Here is a 20,612-nt window from a genome sequence, read left to right on the forward strand (position 1 = left end):
ATTTATTATTCTTTTCTTACTTAAACTGTATTAAACTTTGTAAAAAATTAAACTATGGGAAACAACGACTCTTTTACAGAAGTTACTTCTCAATCTTGGCTTTCAAGGCTAGGAGGAGCATTTAAAGGAATTTTATTTGGAATTGTCTGTGTAGTTGGTTCGGTATACCTTCTTTGGTGGAACGAGGGGAGAGCGGTGAAAACAGCCAAAACCTTGGAGGAAGGTGCAGGTGCGGTAGTCAGTATTGATAACGACAATGTTAACCCTGACCATGAAGGAGCATTGGTACATTTGACAGGGAAAGCCAATACAGAGGAAATTTTAGAAGATAACTTGTTTGATGTTTCTGTAAATGGGATTAAGCTTAGGAGAAATGTAGAAATGTATCAGTGGGTAGAGAAGCGCGACAGTAAAAGCGAGAAGAAGCTAGGTGGTTCAGAAGAGACTACTACTACTTATTCTTATGAAAAGTCTTGGGCTTCTTCACCTGTAAATTCTAATAATTTTAAAAAAACTGAAGGACATGAGAACCCTTCTGAATTTAAATACAAAGCTACTTCCAGGACTGCGTCAAATGTTGAGTTAGGGGCATTTAAACTCTCTTCTGGTCTTGTAGACCAAATTAATGCCTTTAAGACGCTTGAACTTGAGTCGGTAGATACTACCAAGGTTCCTAATGCCAAGCTGTCTGAAAACGTAATATTTATAGGTGACGACATAAGTAACCCACAGGTGGGAGATATGAAGGTAAGTTTTCAAGTGGTGAGCCCTTCAGACGTTAGTTTAATTGCGAGACAGGTAAGCAATAGTTTTGAGCCATATAAAGCAAAGGCAGGGGGAAATGTGTTTATGCTTTCTATGGGTAATGTATCTGCAGAAAGTATGTTTGATAGCGCTAAGTCTACAAATACTACTACTACTTGGTTGTTGCGTTTTGTTGGCCTGTTTATTATGTATGCTGGTTTTGGAATGGTATTAAAGCCTATTTCTGTCATTGGAGATGTTGTTCCTTTTATAGGCAATATTTTAGCTGTAGGAATTGGGATTATTTCTGGACTTGCCTCATTCTCTATTTCATTTGTTACTATTTCTTTGGCATGGATTTATTACAGGCCAGTGTTGGGTATTACTTTATTAGTAGTAGGGGGAGCTGCAGCATTTTTTGCTATCCAAAAAATTAATGAAAAGAAAAAGCTTAAAGAAGCTCAGAAAGCGTCAGAAAGCGCTCCGGCGGTATAATGCTATTTGATGTTTTATAAAGGTTCTTTAAAGCCCGAAATTGAGAAGTAGGAATTCCTACTTCTCAATTTCGGGCTTATTTTTTATTTTATTATTTTGATATAAGACTTATAGCAATTGTCCATCGGTTAGGTGTATAATTTGATCCGATTGCTCTGCAAACTCATCATCATGGGTAACCATGAGCATAGTTTGTCCTTTTTCAGAAGATAGTTTTCTAAAAAGGTCAAGCACAATGCCAGCATTATAAGTGTCTAGGTTTCCTGTTGGTTCATCACCCATAACAATCAGCGGGTCATTGATCAATGCCCTGGCAATGGCTACTCTTTGTTGTTGGCCACCAGATAGGAGCGATGCCCTTTTTTTTGCCTGATCCTCCACACCAAGTAGTTTCAGTAAATCAAAGGCGCGGCTTTCGACTTCTGTTTTAGAATATGCGTTCAACTTTAATGCTGGTAACATAACATTTTGCAAAGCTGTAAACTCCGGTAAGAGGTAGTGGAACTGAAAAACAAACCCTATGTTTGAGTTTCTGAAGTTTGCTAGCCAGTTGTTGCTTTTGCCTTTTATCTCTTCACCATTAATTTTAATACTTCCTTCAAAGTCTGTATCCATAGTAGATAACAAATACATAAGTGTAGATTTTCCACTTCCAGATTTTCCTGTTATAGATACAAACTTGCCTTTTTCTATTCCAAAAGTTAGGTCCTTAAGGACGTGGAACTTTGTAGGTTCATAGAAATACTTATTTACTTTTTGTGCTTCAAGTAGGTTCATACTTATCCTCTTAATATGCTTATTGGATCTACATTGGCTGCTTTTCGGGAAGGTATGAACCCTGAAAGTGTGGTAGTTACTATACCAAATGTAAATCCAGTAATGTAGAAAATAATATCAAAATTTACGGGCATATGATCTATGGTGACCATTACATCGCTTTCGAATGGAACCTGAGAAAGCCCATATGCAGCCAAAAAGCCAAACAGTAGCCCGACAATGGCTCCTGCGGCACCTATTACCAATGCTTGAGTCATGAATACCCAGCGTATGTCAGAATCGGAAAAACCCATGGCCTTAAGTATGGCTATGTCTTTCATTTTCTCATAAATCATCATGGTGAGAATGTTGTATATGCCAAAACCTGCTACTAATAAAATCGTGATGGCGGTTCCATAAGTAATCATGTTTCTCAGCCCCTGTCCATCCAGCAAGGCTGCATTGTCTTGCCTCCAATCAGAACCTTGAAATCCATATGTTTTTTGTAACTCTTTTGAAATAGAAGGGGCTAGTTCACGATCATAAAGCTTTACTTTTATATCGGTAACATATGAGGCTGGTACATTTAAGAAACGTTGAACAGTATTGATGTTGGCATAACTTTGCCTTCGATCAACTTCTGTTAAACCGGTTTTAAAGGTTCCAACTACGGTGACCAAAAAGTTGTTGCCTTTTTCTGTTGTAACCCTTATGCGGTCACCTGTTTTTACGTTTAACCTTTCTGCCAAACCTACCCCCATGACCATACTGTTAGGTCGGGTCGATAACTCTCTGAAACTGCCATCTACGAGTTTTTCAGATAGGTTGAACATGGCATCTTCTTTTTCAAATTCTATCCCATTGACCATGCCATTGATCGAACTGGATCCAAATCTATAAAACACTTGGGAGTTTACCGATGCAGATACTACTTCCACCTGGGCATCTCCCTTGATATCTTGTGCTATTTGTTTACCATCTTTGAGGTTTAGCATGATATCTTTGGGCTTCATGTGGTGCACAATGTTCAGTGCGTTGGGGTTTATATGATCAAGGATACTCTTGTCCGCTATTTCAGTTTCATTATATAAGCGGAGGTGTGGAGATTGCTCAAAAGCAATGTCCTCCATATACTGATTTGTTCCGGTAATAAAGCTTACCATAAATATAAAAACGGTAATGCCGAAGGTAACACCTATGGTAGCAATAATTGTTTGCTTGAGCTTGGCCTGCATATGGGTAAAAGCAATAGATGCCGCAAGCCTGAAATCTTTTATAAACTTCACGTTTCTTAAGTTTTAGTGTTTACGAAACTCACTGTTCAGGTTTTACAATTACCTCACCTTTGTTCAAGCCTTGTGTTATTTCTGTCATTCTTTTTGCTGTAATACCGGTAGAAACCTTTTGCTTGGTAATAGTGCCATCTGTATGCTTCACTGCCACTGAATCCCCTGGGAATAGGTATTCGTTCGGGATAACTAATACTTTTGCGTTTTCCCTGATTAGGATATTCGCTTCCACCGATGACTTTGGATAAAAAAGTTCTTTCGAAAGCACCTCTGCCTCTACAGCAAAACTTCTTGTTTCTCTCTGTAGTACTGAAATGATCTTTTTTATCTTGGCTTCAAAATGTTGATTTGCATACGCATCTGTTTCGAAATATACCTTTTGACCTACTCTTATTCTGTTGATATCTCTTTCATCAACCAACAGCTCCAGCTTGTATTGATTTTGTAAACCTACCATCGCGACCGGCTCATGTGGCTGTACGAGTTCCCCTTCCTCCAAATATAATCTATAAACAATGCCGTTTATGGGGGTTGTGAGAACTTTTCCTTCCCTAGACTGTTTGAGCACGGCCAATTGTTGTTCGGCATTCAAAAGCCTGTCTTCCAACTGGATTTTCTGAGTTTTATATTGGAGTTGGAGGTTTTTATACTCTGTACGGCTTCCTTCTGCTTGTAATTTGGCCTGTTCGTATTCCCTTTGAGAGACAGCCCGTTCTTCAGCTAACTCTTTGTATCTTTCAGCAGAAAGGGAGTCTTGTTTGTATTTCTGCCTGGCTAGCCTTATTCTCCCTTGGAGTTCGTTTAGCTGAGCCGAATTCTCACTCACATTTTGCTGTGCCAGGATCACTTGTCTGGTAAGGATGTCCAATTGCTTGTTTTCGCTAGAAGTACCTATCACTGAAATGACATCTCCTTGCTTTATCGTGTCACCTTCCTTGACCAAAGACCTTAAGATACGGTCGGCAGAGCTTGTTCTTAAGAAGTAATACTCTGCGGGCATAACTTCTCCAGAAGCATATACCGCTTCGTTCAATGCTTCTTCACCTACCACGTAGGTTTGTGTTTTACTGCCGCAGGAGTATAGAAGGATTACTGCTAGTATAATTATATATTTATACATGGGTATTATTGGTTTTGTAAATAACTTATTTCTACATAGTGTTGTAAATACTGTAGCTCAGCCTGGTTGAGTTGCTCGCTTGCCATTGTTAAATCTTGCTGTATTTGTCTAAGCTGGATCATGTCAATAATGCCCCTTTCAATTTTTAGTATAGAAAGATGTTCATTTTGTTGAGCCAGCTCCAGTTTTTCTTTCTGCCTCTTTATGTTTCCCTGAGCTTGTTGTAGCTTAATTTCTTCTTGTAAGAACCTCTTTTTTTGTTGCTCTTGATAAGCATCAAATTCATCTTGCGCTTGTTCCCACCTGTTTTTATGGATAGAAGTTTGGTAAACCATATTGTTGAGGGAAAAAATTGGTACTCGTAGCTGTACACCAATAAATGCCGAGGTAAACCACTGGCTTTGTGTAATGAAATCAGCAGATTCTCCGAAACCTAATCGCCTATAGCTGCTATTTATACTTATAGAAGGTACTAAGTGCGATAGGGTAGAACGGTACCTTTGCCTCATCAATGCGACATTGAACTGCCTCATCTCAAAATCTGGTAGCAGACTGGGATCATATGTGTCCTGATTGTATAATCTAGGTCTTTCGGTTTCTGCTATTTCAAGCGCTTCATCCAGCGGAAAGCCCATCCAGAACTTAAGATCAAGCAATGCCGCTTGGTATGTGTGTTCTGCCTGCTCTAGCTCATTTTCCCTATCTTTCAAAATAGTAGATGATTGGTTTAAGGCAATTTGGTCTGTGTGTCCGCGTTCAAATTGTGAACGGATTAAACGATGTATTTCCTCATAGTTTTGGTGTATAGCCTTAGCTGTCTCAACAGATTTTCTTTGGTGCTGTACATTGTAAAAAGACATCTGTACATTTTTCTTTAGAGCTTTTATTAAAGAACTGTATTCTTGTTTCGTTACTTGTTGCTGTAACCTTGCTAGCCGTATGTTTTGCCAACTGGCTGCATTTAACAGCCCCAAGCTTGCCTCTACTCCAATATTTCCCATCCAAGGTGTTCCCATTCGAACAGGTACAAAGGTTCCCGGTTGTCCTACAAGTTCACCTGGTAAGACTTGTACCGGAATTTGCCAGTAATAGTCAGTGCCTGCTCTACCTTCTATTTCTGGGAGCAAATTTGCTATTGCGGCCTTTCTTTCCTTGTCTGAAATGGTTACACTATTGGCTTTTGCAATTAAGTCTTTGTTATGTTTTTCCGCATATTCAAGACATTTTTCCAATGTCCATTTATCTGCCCTTGCTGGTAAATAAATCAGGAAGATTAATCCTGTGAGTAGGTATATGGCTTTGGTCATTATATTATGATTTAAATCATCTTGGTTTATGATTATTCTTTTAGTTCTTTACAATAAGAACTAAAAGGGTAAAAAAACTTATTTTTCTTTATCGAAGTCTGTCATTCGTTTCCATCTTTCAATGATAATTGGTATTTCTACCATCAGCATTTTATATAAGGTAGAGATGTTGTCAAGTTCTTTACCAAACTCATCGTCAAGTCCTCTTGTTGCGCGTACATCATCGAGTAGCGTATGCATTAATGAAAATTTTTGTGACATTTGCTGCTCGTTGTAAAATACCTTGAAATCTGCAGAAAAGTAGCGTTTTCTTTGTCCTCCAATGGTTTTAGCCTCTATCATTTGAGATGTTGTTAACCATTTGATGGCATTAGAAATTGCACTTTTGCTTACATTGAAGTAATTTACCAAGTCATCAAAAGTTACTAATTGGTTTGGAGATAGCAGTAGGTATACAAATACCCTAGCTGCCACAGGACTTAATCCCATCCCTTCCATTATTACTCCATAATGCTCTATTTTCTCTCTATGCTGCTCCACATTAATTATTGTTTGGTAAAGGTAATTAGTTTTTTTAGTTCTACAACAAAAGAACTAAAAGTTTTCTCTAAAACGTCACACAAGGTGGGTAAGTTATCATGTATATCTGATTTTTTTGTGATAGGCATGATAACGTAACATGTTGCTATAGTTTTAACCTGAAATATGCAATAGAACTTTCTGAAATCAGTCGCTTCGCTCACATTTGTGTCTTAACCCTAGTACTTCTATGTTTTGCGAGCCAAAGAGCTAATTTACTGTTACTTTGATCCTCATGATAAAACCTGTCGCGTAATTAAGGTTTAATCAAGCTGTGATATCCTCCAGATAGCGGAAGCCTGCCTGGCTAGCCATTTTTGATGAACCTTTATTCGGGAAGGGTTCCAGTCGCTGTTCTCTCTGGCTATTCTGTTGGTAATTTGAAACTCACTGGTTTCGTAGCTCCTCATTTTATTTTTAAAAGAAGCATTACCAATTGACCTGTTTTCTGATTTATTTAATATCGTCATGTTCCCTAAGCGGTAGATAAACTGCTCATGATCTTTTTCATCAATATGCGTCCATTCGTCTCCTAAAGCTTCAGGCATTATGTGTTCAATATTGTAAGAGTCACTTTCAAAGTCATAGGAATTACCTGAAGTGTATTTTTCTATTTCAAAGAGTATATATCTGACGATTCGTTTATTTCTGGTTTGTGTTGTTCGTAGTTCTTTGTCAGAAAAGTCATTTTTAAATTTATCATCAGATACATAAAGAGGTTTTAACGCCTCCAACATCTCTTGAATACTAGAAATTTTTCCTTCTGAAATACTTACTGCTACTTTGTTGTAGACCCTTTCTTGTTCATTTGTTGCAAGGTTTCCGATAACGTTGTAGCGGAAAGAAATCACACAACAAGCTTTGAGGAGCTTTGTAAAACCTTGGTTATCTAATTTTTGAAAGGCTGCAAGCAATAACGGGTAGAGTTGCCTTACATTAAACATTTTGAGATTTTTGATATAACCTCCTTGTTCTGGATTCCATAAACTGTCTTCTGGGTTAGGCAGTGCGGCATAAACATCTGCATTTTTCTCAATGTCTCTAACCAAAGCGAATACTTTACCTTTTGTAGTGATTTTTTCTCTTACTCTCTTAAACAGTTCTGAATGCCTTACAAAACGGTTTTGGCTGTTCCAATATGCACGAAGAAAATCAGGTAAGCTTCCACTACCTATTAGCCCTACTAGTCTTTCCCATCTGTTGTCCAGTTCACTCATTTCGTGTTCATCTGTTCCTTGGTTGTGTACAACTGAAAAAAGGTAATTTTTTAATAAATCTGTAGAAGACAGTTTGACGCCTCTTGCATTTAAAGTCTCAAAAACTTTATATGCGTTTAATTCATCATTTACCGTAATAACAGTAAAAAAAAGTTTGTCGGAAAGCGAATCGATGAATTGAGCATACACTTCTCCCTTGTTGTTAGTTTTGAACCTTTCTCGAATAGCATCAAAAAACCAGTCATATGCCTTTCTCATCAAATGCTCAGTGGCTTTAAGGTTTCTTTTAGGAGTGGGCTCTAGCGGTACTAAATACCGCTGGTACAAATTATCGTTGTTTCGGTTTAAATTGAGCTTGCTTTTGGGGATAAGGGTGACTGGGTCTAAATACCCGATAAATGAATTCCTTAACTGAATTAATCTTTGCTGATTTTTATCCTTTTCATTATCATTGTCTATTAGCTTTTGGATGTTTCCTAATATCGCTAAAACCAGCATGCTTAATGTGGTTAGCCTTTGCTGACCATCAATGACATCAAAGTTTTTACTGTCTTTAGACTGCAGGACTAAATAGCCCATATAGTGTTCTTGCTCTCCATCTTCTTCAAATAATAGCTCAATGTCCCTCCACAGGTCATCCCATTCTGAAGGGGTCCAGCTATAATCTCTTTGGAAACGAGGAACTGAGTAAATTAACCCGTTTCCCATCAATTGCCTATAGGTTCTATTTGAAGTGTCTAAGTTCATAGCGTAAATTTACAGTCTTTTGGGGAATTGTATAAATGCTTTCTTCATTTTAAACCGAAAGCTATTTGATAGCATAAAAAAAGCGACAACTATAAATTGTCGCTTTTTGATTTGTATCTGTTTATTGGTCAACTTTTGTTGAGCCTGATAATTCTAAACAAGTTCAAGATTTTTATGACCGGATAAGTCGGGTCTAGTTCAAACCACTTCATGGCAAAGTTTGGCCTGTCACCGTATTTGTGGTGGTTGTTTTGAAACAATTCGCCACCCATCAGAAAATCAAAGATGAGTGAGTTTTTTGACTTGTCATTGTTGTCAAAATTTGAATATCCGTACTTATGACCACACCAGTTTACAATAGCACCATGCACAGGCCCCATCAAAAAGTGTACAGGTAGCAATAAGTACATCCACCATTGGGTAGCAAAAGCTACATAGAACAATACATAGAGAGTTCCAAATACTATTCTGGAAGTCCAAGTGTCACCCATTCTGTCAATTAGCCTCCACTCAGGAACATCTTTAGAGAATCTGTCTTCTGCGGACTTCCTTCTCTTTAGGTAATCGTTATAAATACTCTTGGTTACCCACATCATTGAAAATGGATTCTGATAGAAGTGTGGGGAGTGCGGGTCTTTTTCCGTATCACTATAGGCATGATGCATCCTGTGGAGGATGGCATAAGCTCTTGGGTTTAGATATGACGACCCTTGGGTTACATATAGAACTACATAAAAAAACTTCTCCCAAAATGGGGACATGTGAAACATCTTATGAGCACCATATCGGTGAAGGAAAAATGTTTGGCTAAATAGGCTTAAATACCAATGAGCCACAAAGAAAATTAAAACTGCCACTTTTTATCTGATTTAAAATTTGATCCTTCACTAAAACCGGTATTTCCGGTAATTGTTTTGTAGAGGATAAAGTATGGAACTTCTTTTATATATAATCGGTTCAAAATTAATAAAATTTATCTATACTTTATAAAAAGTATTACTTTTTAAACCATTTTAAACATACTTTTTATCTAATTTTGCGTACTAGTCATTTTTAAAAAATGCTGCAATGAAAACATTATCATTAGGAGTAAATAATTGGAGTAAATTAGTTGTTTTTTCTTTTGTATCGCTTTTGGTCAATACTTCTTTGGCTGTATCTATAGAAGGTAAGAAGCTTTCGCTCATGAGTGACTTGGTTAAGCTCTATTTGTACACGTTTTTTGCCGGAGCTTTGCTCTATGGGTGTATAGCATTATTGACAGGTTTCGTATTTGGGCTTTTTCCGCATGTTGGGCTTACTTATAAGCAAAGGGTAGTGAGAGCTGCGTTAATTTCTTTTATTACTGTTACCAGTGCTTTGTCAGCTATTTATATTTATCATTTCTTTAGCTAGTATTAAGCAGTGCAGGGACCTGTTAGAAAGAAGTAAGGGCAAAAGATACTAAGTTTGCTCCCATTTGCAGCGCTTTTTGCCTGATCTCTTCCGGATCATTGTGTACAGACTGGTCTTCCCAGCCGTTCCCTAGGTCTGTTTCGTAAGAATAGAAAAGTACCAAACGGCCTTCGTGTATAATGCCAAAACCCTGAGGCGGTTTGTTGTCATGCTCATGAACTTTAGGGAGTCCTTTGGGGAATGGGTATTTTTGATGATAAATTGGATGGTCAAACGGCAGTTCCACTAACTCATGTTCAGGAAAAACCTTTTTTAGTTCCAATCTTATAAATTGATCCATCCCATAGTTGTCATCTATATGTAGAAAACCTCCACTTGTTAGGTAGTTTCGCAGGTTTCTTGCATCCTCTTCTGTAAAAACAACATTTCCGTGACCTGTCATGTGAACAAATGGATACGTAAAGAGGTCTGGGCTTCCTACTTCAACAACATCCTCTTCAGGCGCAATATTGGTGTTAAGGTTTTTGTTGCAAAATTCTATAAGGTTAGGCAAGGAGGTTTTATTGGCATACCAGTCGCCGCCGCCGCCATATTTTAGTTTTGCAATTTTGAAAGCGTGGTTTTGTGCACAGGCGCCCCCCGTTAAAACCAATTGTAGTGAAAAAATTAAAAGAAAAATGCTTTTCTTCATGTTTAAATATCATTTACAAGATTAAGTATATGACATGTAGCAATGCCTGCTGTTTCGGTTCTGAGTCGGCTGTTTCCCAAACTTATAGGAGTAAAGCCGCACTCAATAGCTAGATTTATTTCTTTTTCAGAAAAATCGCCTTCTGGGCCGATCAGTACTAGGTATTTTCCTTTTTTTTCTGCTACATTGAACAAATGCTTGTTCCTTTGTTCTTTATCTACCCAAGCTATAAACTTCTGAATGTCCATATCGTTTAAAGATGCTAAGAAGTTATTAAACTTCTGTAGCTCGGAAATTTTGGGCAGGTTAAAGTTTAACGATTGCTTCATGGCACTTATTGCAATCCTTTCCATCCGAGCGGGGTTCAAGTGCCTTCTTTCGGAGTTTTCGCAATGGATGAAATGGATTTTGTCAACTCCCAGCTCTACGCACTTTTCTACAAACCATTCATTTCTGTCTGCACTTTTTACGGGGGCTAAGGCAATTTCAATAGAAAAATCCCTCCGGTTGTTGACCGGTAGGGATTCTTTTATGCTTATAGCACATTTTTTACTGTGTGCAGTAGTTATTAATGCAGAAAATAAGTTTCCTTTACCATCTGTTACGTGGATCAGGTCATCTTTTTTATGCCTGAGTACATTTATACAGTGTCTGGATTCTTCTTCAGATAATATATTGTTTCCTTCAGAGAAATCCGGAAGGTAGAAGATTTGCATTTATTTGGCTACTTCAATATTTACAGTTTTTCCTTTTATTTTGGCACCGCCCATTCCTCTTAAGACACCATCTGCATCTTTTTTGGGAACTTCAACAAAAGAAAATTTATCAAATATTTCAATAACACCGATATCTCTTCCTGCTATTTTAGTTTCACCTGCCAGTGCGCCTACGATATCTCCAGGCCTGACCCTGTCTTTGGTACCTACATTTAAAAACAGTCTGGTCATTCCAACATTTCCGGATCTTCTTCTTCCATTTTTCCCTCTTTTTTCTTTACTTCTGCTTCCGCCTTTGTCGCTGCTAAATTGGGTGATTTCTTCAGTTTCGCTTTCTGGAGGAAAATGTTTGAGGAGAAATGCGGCCGCAAGATCTTCTAGAGAAAACCCTTCGGCGGTGAATTTTTCTATTAGTTTATAGTATGAGTCAAGTTCACCGGAAGATTTTTGTTTACCTACCAAAGTGATTACTTTCTTATGGCGTACTGCTTCCAGTTCTTCACGGCCAGGAATAGTGCCTTTCTGTAGTTTTACTTTAGTATGTCTTTCAATACTTCTTAAGCGGTCTGCTTCTTTACGTCCTGTAATGAAGCTAAATGCTTTACCAGTTTTGCCCGCACGGCCAGTACGTCCGATTCTGTGAACATAATACTCGACATCTTGCGGTAGGTCAAAGTTAAACACAGCATCTACACCTTCTACGTCTATACCTCTGGCTGCTACATCTGTAGCGACCAATATGTTAATGTCGCCTTTGCGAAACATATTCATGGTAATAGTTCGTTGGCCTTGTCGCATATCTCCATGTAGACCTTCAGCACTGAACCCTTTGGACTTTAGCTCTTCGGTTACTTCGTCTACTTTGGTTTTTTGATTACAAAATACCAGCATAAGCTTGAAGTCGTAAAGCTCAATCAGCCGGGTCATGATTTCCATTTTTACTGAGCTTCTGATATCAAAGTAGATCTGCTCTATGGTAGAAACCGTTAATTGTCCCCTTGTGATTTTGATGAGCGAAGGGTTTTTCTGGTACTTATGGGTAATGGCCATAATAGCATCAGGCATGGTTGCTGAAAATAGCAACGTTTGCCGTTTGGCAGGCATGTGATCTAAAATGGTCTCAATGTCTTCCCGGAATCCCATGTTGAGCATTTCATCAGCCTCATCCAGTATGATCATTTTTAGGTTGCTTAAGTCAAGCGTCCTTCTGTTTAGGTGGTCAATGATCCTTCCTGGTGTTCCTACTACCATTTGGGCACCTCTTTGTAGAGACCTTATTTGAAAGTCAATAGACTCTCCTCCATAAACAGAAAGCACTTTTACTTTTCTGTACTTTGATAACTTTTGTGCCTCGCCCGCAACCTGTAGCGCTAACTCTCTGGTAGGGCACATTACCATCACTTGCAGACCTTTAATGTCAGGATCTATATTTTCTATAGCCGGTATAGTAAACGCAGCTGTTTTTCCCGTTCCTGTTTGAGCCTGCCCTAAGATATCACCTCCTTGCAAAATTGCCGGTATTGATTTGGCCTGGATAGGAGTTGCAGTGGTATACCCTGCATCATCTATGGCTTTCAATACTTCCTGTGAAATCCCAAGTTCATGAAATGTCATTTCTTCCATTATAATTTTTATTTACATAGCAAAGGTAAGGGCTTTTCCTGCAAATTTTACCTGTTTGACTTTTTTATGTTCGTTTTTTTTAAATTTTTATGTAGTTTTCTCCAAATCGTACTTTTTTATATGTATTTTTCCATATTTATTGATGGGCGGGAACCTGCTTTTTTTTGAATGAGTTAAAGTAGTGCATGAAAATTCTTATAGTTGAAGATGAACAGAAGGTTTCAGACCTGATCAAAAAGGTGCTTCTCGAAAATGGTTATGATTGTGATGTGGCCTATGACGGGACGATGGGAAAACGTTTGGCTGTTAACAATGAATATGACGTAATGATCCTGGATTTAATCTTGCCTGGAATCAATGGAATTGACCTTTGCAGGATAATTAGGGAAGAACAAGTGCGGACTCCTGTGCTGATGCTTACGGCCCTTGATACTACAGAAGATATTGTTACTGGGCTGGATTCTGGGGCTAACGATTATCTTACCAAACCTTTTAGCCTTGAGGAATTTTTAGCGCGGATAAGAGCATTGGGGCGCATAAAGCAGCCGGTTGAGGATATTGTTTATCAGTTTAATGGTCTCGAAATAAATACAGCAACCCGAGAAGCCCGTCGTGATGGAAATTTAGTGGAACTTACTGCAAAAGAATTTTCTTTACTGGAGCTTTTGATGAAAAATAAAGGGAGGGTTCTTTCAAAATCTAGGATAATAGAAGTTATATGGGGTACGGATTATGACTATGACAGTAATATTGTAGAGGTGTATATCAATTTTTTGCGTTCTAAAATAGACAAAAAATACCCTGTCAAGCTAATTCACACTATGAAAGGCATGGGGTATGTACTGAAAGTAAAATAATATGAAAATACAGGACAGGCTCACTCTTCAGTTTACTGGTATTCTTTCGCTTATTTTGTTGGTTTTTTGTTTTGTCGTTTTGTTTTTTTCGGGAAAGTTTATCAAAAATGACTTTTATGACTTATTGGAAAAAAGAGCTTATATCACAGCCAACATTTTCCTTGAAGCAGATGAACTAAGTGCTGCTGCCTTGGAGAGGTATCAGAAAAAGTATATCCAAAACCTGCCTGAAGAAATTATTAAGATATATGACCTGAACAATCAGCCTGTATTTGTTAAGGAAGATCCCCAATTTGTTGTTCCAGATGAGGTCATTAATACAATTCGTTCAAAAAAGAAGATTCAATATGCAGAAGGGGACAGGCAGTTTACCGGAATTTTTTACAAGGACAATCAAGGCGATTTTGTTATTGTGGCATCTGCTGTTGATGTGTCAGGTCTAAAGAAAATAGATCATTTGTTGGCTATTCTTCTTGTTACTTTTATTGTGTCTGTTTTTGTTACCTTTATTGCTGGTCGAATATTTGTTTATCAAGGCTTGCTCCCAATCAAAGGGGTCATTTGTCAGATGTCCGAGATCAATGCCAACAATATGTTCAAGCGTGTCAATGAAGGGAATGGGAATGACGAAATCAGTGAACTGGCAAGCTCTTTTAACCAAATGCTGGACCGTTTACAACAGGCATTTGATATGCAAAAAACTTTTGTATCCAATGCTTCGCATGAGTTAAGGACACCTATAACCAGTATTTCAGGGGAGCTGCAATTTGCCCTCATGAAAAATAGGAGTGCTGAAGAGTACCGGGCGGCGCTAGAAAGTATGAAGGAAGAAATAGATAAGCTTTCGATTATTACTGAAAGCTTGCTGAATTATGCCAAAGCCAGTTTTGACGTCTCTAAAATTACTTTTAAAAAAGAACGTATTGATGAATTGATTCAGCTTTCTATTGAATTGCTTGAAAAGGCGTATGCCGGAAGAAAAATCACATTAAACCTTTCCAAGGATATAGGTGAAAGAGCACTGTATGTGAAGGCTAATGCACAACTAATGGTTATAGTCTTTAAAAATATTCTGGAAAATGCCTTGAAATTTTCAGGCCATACAGAGAAAGTAATTTTGGACATCTTACGGGATGGACAAAGGTTATGCATATCTATCAAGGATAGTGGAGTTGGTATTTCATCTGAAGACCTAGAAAAGGTTTTTGTGACATTTTTTAGATCCAGTGAAGTAAGAAACATTGATGGGCATGGCATAGGGTTAGCTTTGGCAAAAAAGATACTAGAACTTCACCAAGGAAGTATTGATATCAAGTCAAAGCTTGGACACGGTACGGAAGTTTTAATTACCATACCTGTTTATGATACAGAGACTGCCAGTGCTCCGCCTGTTATAGGTTAAATATTACACGCTAATTTTTGTTCTTCCTGACTGGTGTGGTACGTTTGTTCGGGATTTCTATGTTAACAAAGTCCATGCCTTCCATACTATGACAATTATTGCATCCTTGGGTCAGGGACTGAAAAGATTCTGCAAATACAGCACTGTCTTCCTGGGCAATGGCTTCTTTTACTTCCTCTAAAGAAGTACTTAAGAAAGCTTCCGCCGTATTTGCCCTTCTTGGCCTTCTTTCCATGGCCAGTTCTATGGTACGCTCAATTTTGCCTGCTTGGTAATCTGCATACTCCCAATTTAAATCTTTACCCGCCCAGTATAGTTCCGTATACCTGTATCCAGTTTCAGCCATGGCAACATCAAAACCACGAAGGTGGTTTTCAATTTGCACAAACTTCTCTTCTTCTGTACCAGACAACCATGCAGTGCTTTGTGAATTGTTTTCGCTATCTCCTTCTAATGTTTGACAGCCAATGAAAGTTTTTATAATGAAAAGTACAGATAAAAAATATAAAAATGCTTTAAACATGCTTAATAACAGGTTTCCTTAAATTAAACTTATACTTCCTTCTAAACAGCTTGATAGTTTCTCGGCCGTTAAAGGTTTGTTAATATAGTTAATACACCCCAATTTTTTTAAAGTCTGAATGTCTTTTTTATTGGAAGATGTCGTAAGAACTATAATTTTGGTTTTGTCTTTATTGATATAATCCATATTTTCAAAAACCCTAATGAAGTCAAACCCATCCATTACAGGCATATTTATATCTAAAAGTATGAGGTCTGGACAATTTTTTCCTGATTTATAAGTCTCTCTGATAAATTTGAGGCCTTCTTCGCCATTGGTGCTAACTTCTACCTTTTGTGCTAAACCTGCTTTTTTTATCAGTCTCTGATTTATAAAGTTATTGATGTTGTCGTCATCAATAAGCAATACCGTTTTAAACTGTGACATATCGGCTTGGTTTAATGTACTAAATTAACTTATCAGATTCTCAATTGTTTATAAAATGTTTGTAAAAAAACGGTAAAAATGCTTTTATTAGTTTGTTAGATTTGTTATAGAAACAAACATTCCTAGTCTTTCTCCTGTTTTCTATATATGTGGTTTTAATTTTGACATTAGTCATTTTTTTGATCTAAAATTTTAAAAGCAGGAAAGGGGGCTGGATATGAAAATCAGAATGTTTTATCCTTCTATGGTTTCTGAGTGGAACTTTGCGGGAGCTGGCTTTTTAAGAGGGATGGTTTCTGAGTTTTTGCACAGGGGCGAAGATGTCAAAGTTTTTGAACCTGTCAGATCGGAATGCATTGAGAACCTAGTGGCTTGTTATGGCGACGCTCCGGTTAAGGAGTTTAAAAGCTTTTATAATAACCGACTTATAAGTAATTTTTATGAAACCGAGAAATTTCAGCCAGAAGAGATTTTGGATGATTGCGACCTGGTCATTGTCCATGTGAGGACAGATCCTGAAATCATTAGGAAAATAGGCGAACACCGTAAGGCAAACCCTTTTTACAAGCTGTTGTTTCACGACTCAAGCCATAAGGTAATGACCGAAAAAGAAGGTTCGGTGATTGCTAGTTTGCAAAATTATGATGGCGTGTTGGCCGGGTGCAATTATTTGCGTGAAATGTATTTGAAAAATGGCTGGGCCGACAAGGCTTGGGTGTGGCACGAAGCTGTAGATAGCCGGATTTTTTACCCTCGTGAAAGTGAGTCCAAAGAAGGGGACTTGGTATGTGTAGGTAATTGGGGCAATGGAGAAAGGTTTGATGGGTTGAAAAACTTTTTTCTGAAGCCTGCAGAACGCCTTCAGGTATCCAGTACTTTATATGGGGTGGGGTATCCTGAGGATTTTATCAAGAAGTGTGATTCCTGTAATATCACATTTAAAGAGTGGATTGCAGCGTATAAAATTCCACATGTTTTTGCGGGGCATTCTGTAGCTGTACATATCCCGAAAAAATCTTATTTGGAATCTGTACCCGGTAAACCTGCTAATGGAATATTTGAAGCGATGGCTTGCGGTATTCCTGTTGTATCAGCTCCTTGGGAGGATACGGATGGTTTGTTTGCTCAGGGTTTAGATTACATTGTGGCAGATGCTCGTGAAATTGAAAGTAAAATTCAAGAACTACTGCTAGACAAGGAGCGTGCAGCAGAAACAGCTCGAAATGGCCTGAGGGTTATTAACAAAAAACACACTTGTTGGCATAGACTAAAAACCCTTTTTAAAATTTGCCGTCAACTTGGCATGGAAATACAAGATGAGTTAGGGGGAAGACGAGAACAATATGCGGCCTGATGTGTTTGGGTATAAAAAAACAAACTGCCACAAATCCCGGGAATAAATGAGGGGAAGCCCGGGAAAAGCGACAGTTGTTTGTCAGAAAAACAGTAATAAGGCTGCCACTACATCCTATGGATAATGAGGGAAAGTCGGATAAGCGGCAGCCGGTTTTACTTATTCATTGACCCCTATATAAACATAGCCATCTTCTATTTTTACTGGATATGTTTTAATAGTTCCACAATCTCCGTTCAGGTTTTCACCAGTTTTCAGAGAAAAAGTCTTTTTGTGAAATGGGCAAGCCACTTTAGGCTCACCATTACAGTCTCCCAACATGCCTCTGGATAAGATCATTTGCATCTTGTGTGGACACATGTTTTGGGTAGCAAACCATTCATTACGTCGGGTAAAGTTAAAAACAGCTACTTGTTCACCGTTAATCTTTACACATGCACCTGAGTTTTCTGCAAATTCAGAAACTGGTGCTGCTTTAGTCCAGGTAACTTTTTCTTCAGCTAGTAACATGGTAATATAATTTTGGTTAATGAAGGATTCTGCCTACTGGCCAATCCGGTTTAAATATTATTTACTTCTTCAGGTTTGTTCCAGTCAACAGGCATTTTTTGACCACGTTTTCTGATGTAGTTTACAGTTGGGTCTGCTTCGTCTGTATTGATAAAGTGAGCAAACCGCTTTCTTTTCTCAGTATCTTCAACGGCATCTTTCCACTCACACTTGTAGGTTTCTACTATGCTTTGCATGTCTTTTTCAAGCTCTTCACAAATGCCTAAAGAATCATTTACTACAACATCTTTTAGGTACTCTATGCCGCCGTCTAATTTATTTAGCCAAGTAGAGGTTCTGTTTAGTGGTTCAGCTGTGCGGATATAGAACATTAAGAACCTATCTATGTATTTTATACATGTTTCAGAGTCTATGTCCGAAGCTAGCAATTTGGCATGTTGTGGCTTGGCTCCACCGTTTCCGCAAACATATAAGTTCCACCCTTTGTCAGTGGCAATAATGCCAAAGTCTTTCGATTGGGCTTCGGCGCATTCGCGGACACAGCCAGATACAGCACTTTTTAGTTTGTGAGGAGCTCTTAGGCCTTTATATCTATTTTCTATGTCTATGGCAAAGGTTACTGAATCGTGTAGTCCGTAACGGCACCAACTTGACCCTACGCAGCTTTTTACCGTTCTCAAAGACTTTCCGTAAGCATGGCCGCTTTCAAAGCCAGCAGCAATGAGCTCTTCCCAGATAATAGGTAGTTCATGAACTTTAGCACCAAACAGGTCAATTCTTTGGCCACCTGTAATCTTGCAATACAGGTCATATTTCTGGGCCACTTTTCCTAGAACAATTAGTTTTTCTGGTGTGATTTCTCCACCTGCTACTCTTGGCACAATTGAGTATGAGCCACCTTTTTGGATATTGGCCAAGAACCTGTCGTTGGTATCTTGGATCGTAGCTTGCTGAAGTATCATGTCGTTCCAGATACTTGCCATTAAAGATGCAACTGCTGGTTTGCAAATTTCGCAGCCATCGCCTTTCCCGTATTTGTCAAGCAGCTCTTCGTACGATTTTACCTTTTTGGTTTTAATGATGTCAAACAATTCCTGGCGACTATATTCAAAATGCTCGCAAAGGTCTTTTTTAACTTCTTTTCCAGATGACTTCAACTGTGCAGTTAATATGTCGTTGACCATCGGCATGCAGCCACCACAACCTGTACCAGCCTTGGTACACTGCTTTATTCCTTCTGTGTCTGCAATTTCATTGTAGGTGATGGCATTGCAGATATCCCCTTTCGATACGTTCTCACAAGAACAGATAAGAGCGGCGTCAGGCAAGTCCAGTACGCTACTGTTGTTTGCTTCTCCACCACGAGCCCCTAAGATCAAATCCTCTGGATCAGGAGGGAGTACCATGTGGTTTTTAGCTGTTTGAAGAAGCATGTTATAATCTTGAGCATCGCCCACTAGTATACCGCCAATCAAAAACTTACCATCTTCGGTGATATTGATTCTCTTGTAAATTCCTTTAGATCTGTCCTCATAAACAATAGCCCTACTTTTACCAGGGTTTAAATCGCCCATGGCGTCTCCAAAGCTGGCAACATCTACACCTAAAAGCTTTAATTTAGTGGACATGTCAAAACTTGTGAAGGTCTTTTCCTTGCCGGTGATTAGCGAGCATACGACATCTGCCATTTCATATGCAGGAGCGACCAGTCCATAAATCATGCCCTTGTGCAAAGCCGACTCGCCAATGGCATAAATATCGGGGTCATTTGTTTCTAAACGGTCGTTTACAACGATGCCACCCCTAGGGCCTTTCGAAAGTCCGCATACATCAGCCAGCTCGTCTCTTGGTTTGATCCCTGCCGAAACGACAATCATGTCAACTTCTAGTTCTGTCCCGTCAGCAAAGACCATCTTTTCTACTTTGCCATCTCCGGCTATGTCTTGTGTGTTTTTGTTTAAATGTACCTGTATACCTAAAGCTTCTATTTTATCTTTTAGTATTTCCGCACCTTTTTCGTCTAGCTGCCTTGGCATAAGGCGTGGAGCGAATTCTATAACATGTGTTTCTAGTCCCAGATCATTCAATGCTTTTGCAGCTTCTAGCCCCAAAAGCCCGCCACCTATAACAGCTCCTGTTTTTGATTTGCTCGCATATGCTTTTATATCTTCCAGGTCTTCTATGGTGCGGTAGCCAATGACACCTTTTTTGTCTATGCCTTTAACAGGAGGAAAGAAGCAAGAAGATCCTGTTGCCAAAACAAGTTTGTCGTAGCTGTATGTGACTGATTTATCTGTGGTAATTTCTTTCTTTTCCCGGTCTATCGCTGTTACTTTCTCACCGGTTCTTAATTCTATATTGTTTTCTGCATACCAAGCGGCAGAGGCCAGTAACAAATCATCTGCAGATTTTCCAGAAAAATACTCAGAGAGGTGGACTCTGTCATACGCCGGACGTGGTTCGTCTCCAAATATCTTTATATCATTCTCTTCTAGTCCATTGGCTGCTATCATTTTTTCGCAGAACTTATATCCTGCCATTCCGTTGCCTATTACTATAATCTGGTTCTTTTTCATATACGTAGATTACTTATGGTGAGTACGTATTGTAAAGGTAAGTAAATAATTTAAAAGTACGTAAAATTACGTATAAAATTTCTCAAAAACCTGTATTTTCTTTAAATATTTACATGTTAAATTAGATTGATTATATAAAATGCATGATTTAGGCTTTAATGAGTAGGTATATTAACGTATACGTAGTTGTTATGCGTGTATACGTATATTGGTTAGGTATGCGGGTTGGGGTTAGTCAGTAACTACTTTGGAGGGTTGTGGCGTCTTGTTTCATAGCGACCTTGA

General features: G+C 38.5%; 19 protein-coding genes. 5 read left to right on the top strand and 14 right to left on the bottom strand.

Translation table 11 applies throughout. The features are described 5' to 3' along the window. Window positions 1-54: 54 nt before the first annotated feature. Window positions 55-1,239 carry a TMEM43 family protein gene (locus RCC89_11060; protein ID WMJ73698.1) on the top strand — a complete coding sequence of 395 codons (1,185 nt, stop codon included), beginning with the start codon at window positions 55-57 and terminating at the stop codon, window positions 1,237-1,239. Window positions 1,240-1,347: 108 nt separating this feature from the next. On the opposite strand, the gene RCC89_11065 is transcribed toward RCC89_11060, so the two are convergent. From RCC89_11065 to RCC89_11095, 7 genes are all read right to left on the bottom strand, one after another. Further along, a complete protein-coding gene (locus tag RCC89_11065; GenBank protein ID WMJ73699.1) occupies window positions 1,348-2,016 on the bottom strand; it encodes an ABC transporter ATP-binding protein in 669 nt (222 codons plus the stop codon). A 2-nt stretch (window positions 2,017-2,018) separates the two neighbouring features. Beyond that, window positions 2,019-3,281 carry an ABC transporter permease gene (locus tag RCC89_11070; GenBank protein ID WMJ73700.1) on the bottom strand — a complete coding sequence of 421 codons (1,263 nt, stop codon included), beginning with the start codon at window positions 3,279-3,281 and terminating at the stop codon, window positions 2,019-2,021. Window positions 3,282-3,309: 28 nt separating this feature from the next. Beyond that, complete coding sequence (locus RCC89_11075; GenBank protein WMJ73701.1) at window positions 3,310-4,404, bottom strand: HlyD family efflux transporter periplasmic adaptor subunit; 1,095 nt, start codon at window positions 4,402-4,404, stop codon at window positions 3,310-3,312. A gap of 5 nt (window positions 4,405-4,409) precedes the next feature. Beyond that, on the bottom strand, window positions 4,410-5,711 hold the full coding sequence (locus RCC89_11080) for a TolC family protein (protein ID WMJ73702.1): 1,302 nt from the start codon (window positions 5,709-5,711) through the stop codon (window positions 4,410-4,412). A gap of 78 nt (window positions 5,712-5,789) precedes the next feature. Continuing rightward, window positions 5,790-6,251 carry a hypothetical protein gene (locus tag RCC89_11085; GenBank protein WMJ73703.1) on the bottom strand — a complete coding sequence of 154 codons (462 nt, stop codon included), beginning with the start codon at window positions 6,249-6,251 and terminating at the stop codon, window positions 5,790-5,792. A gap of 302 nt (window positions 6,252-6,553) precedes the next feature. After that, window positions 6,554-8,254, bottom strand: a complete 1,701-nt coding sequence (locus RCC89_11090; protein WMJ73704.1) for a DUF262 domain-containing HNH endonuclease family protein — start codon at window positions 8,252-8,254, stop codon at window positions 6,554-6,556. 128 nt (window positions 8,255-8,382) lie between these two features. Continuing rightward, the gene (locus tag RCC89_11095; GenBank protein ID WMJ73705.1) at window positions 8,383-9,111 is read right to left on the bottom strand and encodes an acyl-CoA desaturase; all 729 of its coding nucleotides are present in this window, start codon (window positions 9,109-9,111) and stop codon (window positions 8,383-8,385) included. Window positions 9,112-9,322: 211 nt separating this feature from the next. Between RCC89_11095 and RCC89_11100 the strand changes: the two genes are divergently transcribed. Continuing rightward, window positions 9,323-9,649 carry a hypothetical protein gene (locus RCC89_11100; protein WMJ73706.1) on the top strand — a complete coding sequence of 109 codons (327 nt, stop codon included), beginning with the start codon at window positions 9,323-9,325 and terminating at the stop codon, window positions 9,647-9,649. A 22-nt stretch (window positions 9,650-9,671) separates the two neighbouring features. Here RCC89_11100 and RCC89_11105 read toward each other — a convergent pair whose 3' ends face one another. Genes RCC89_11105 through RCC89_11115 form a run of 3 tightly spaced genes read right to left on the bottom strand, consistent with a single transcriptional unit; the run spans window position 9,672 to window position 12,670 of the window. Beyond that, window positions 9,672-10,340, bottom strand: a complete 669-nt coding sequence (locus tag RCC89_11105; GenBank protein WMJ73707.1) for a DUF4159 domain-containing protein — start codon at window positions 10,338-10,340, stop codon at window positions 9,672-9,674. A 2-nt stretch (window positions 10,341-10,342) separates the two neighbouring features. Beyond that, window positions 10,343-11,056 carry a 16S rRNA (uracil(1498)-N(3))-methyltransferase gene (locus RCC89_11110; protein WMJ73708.1) on the bottom strand — a complete coding sequence of 238 codons (714 nt, stop codon included), beginning with the start codon at window positions 11,054-11,056 and terminating at the stop codon, window positions 10,343-10,345. Then, window positions 11,057-12,670 (bottom strand): DEAD/DEAH box helicase, encoded by a 1,614-nt coding sequence (locus RCC89_11115; GenBank protein ID WMJ73709.1) that lies wholly within the window; start codon window positions 12,668-12,670, stop codon window positions 11,057-11,059. A gap of 194 nt (window positions 12,671-12,864) precedes the next feature. Here RCC89_11115 and RCC89_11120 point away from each other — a divergent pair, with 194 nt between their 5' ends. After that, window positions 12,865-13,536, top strand: a complete 672-nt coding sequence (locus tag RCC89_11120; GenBank protein WMJ73710.1) for a response regulator transcription factor — start codon at window positions 12,865-12,867, stop codon at window positions 13,534-13,536. Window position 13,537: 1 nt separating this feature from the next. Beyond that, window positions 13,538-14,938, top strand: a complete 1,401-nt coding sequence (locus RCC89_11125; protein ID WMJ73711.1) for an ATP-binding protein — start codon at window positions 13,538-13,540, stop codon at window positions 14,936-14,938. Between the two features lie 10 nt (window positions 14,939-14,948). On the opposite strand, the gene RCC89_11130 is transcribed toward RCC89_11125, so the two are convergent. Together RCC89_11130 and RCC89_11135 are read right to left on the bottom strand one after the other, a co-directional pair. Next, the gene (locus tag RCC89_11130; protein WMJ73712.1) at window positions 14,949-15,461 is read right to left on the bottom strand and encodes a hypothetical protein; all 513 of its coding nucleotides are present in this window, start codon (window positions 15,459-15,461) and stop codon (window positions 14,949-14,951) included. An 18-nt stretch (window positions 15,462-15,479) separates the two neighbouring features. Beyond that, window positions 15,480-15,887 carry a response regulator gene (locus RCC89_11135; GenBank protein WMJ73713.1) on the bottom strand — a complete coding sequence of 136 codons (408 nt, stop codon included), beginning with the start codon at window positions 15,885-15,887 and terminating at the stop codon, window positions 15,480-15,482. A 217-nt stretch (window positions 15,888-16,104) separates the two neighbouring features. On the opposite strand from RCC89_11135, the gene RCC89_11140 reads away from it, so the two are divergent. Further along, on the top strand, window positions 16,105-17,241 hold the full coding sequence (locus RCC89_11140; GenBank protein ID WMJ73714.1) for a glycosyltransferase: 1,137 nt from the start codon (window positions 16,105-16,107) through the stop codon (window positions 17,239-17,241). A 159-nt stretch (window positions 17,242-17,400) separates the two neighbouring features. On the opposite strand, the gene nirD is transcribed toward RCC89_11140, so the two are convergent. Next, window positions 17,401-17,751 (bottom strand): nitrite reductase small subunit NirD, encoded by a 351-nt coding sequence (nirD, locus tag RCC89_11145; protein ID WMJ73715.1) that lies wholly within the window; start codon window positions 17,749-17,751, stop codon window positions 17,401-17,403. Window positions 17,752-17,801: 50 nt separating this feature from the next. Continuing rightward, complete coding sequence (gene nirB, locus RCC89_11150; protein WMJ73716.1) at window positions 17,802-20,327, bottom strand: nitrite reductase large subunit NirB; 2,526 nt, start codon at window positions 20,325-20,327, stop codon at window positions 17,802-17,804. Window positions 20,328-20,612 lie beyond the last annotated feature (285 nt).

Source organism: Cytophagaceae bacterium ABcell3, from assembly GCA_030913385.1.
Lineage (GTDB): Bacteria > Bacteroidota > Bacteroidia > Cytophagales > Cytophagaceae > ABcell3.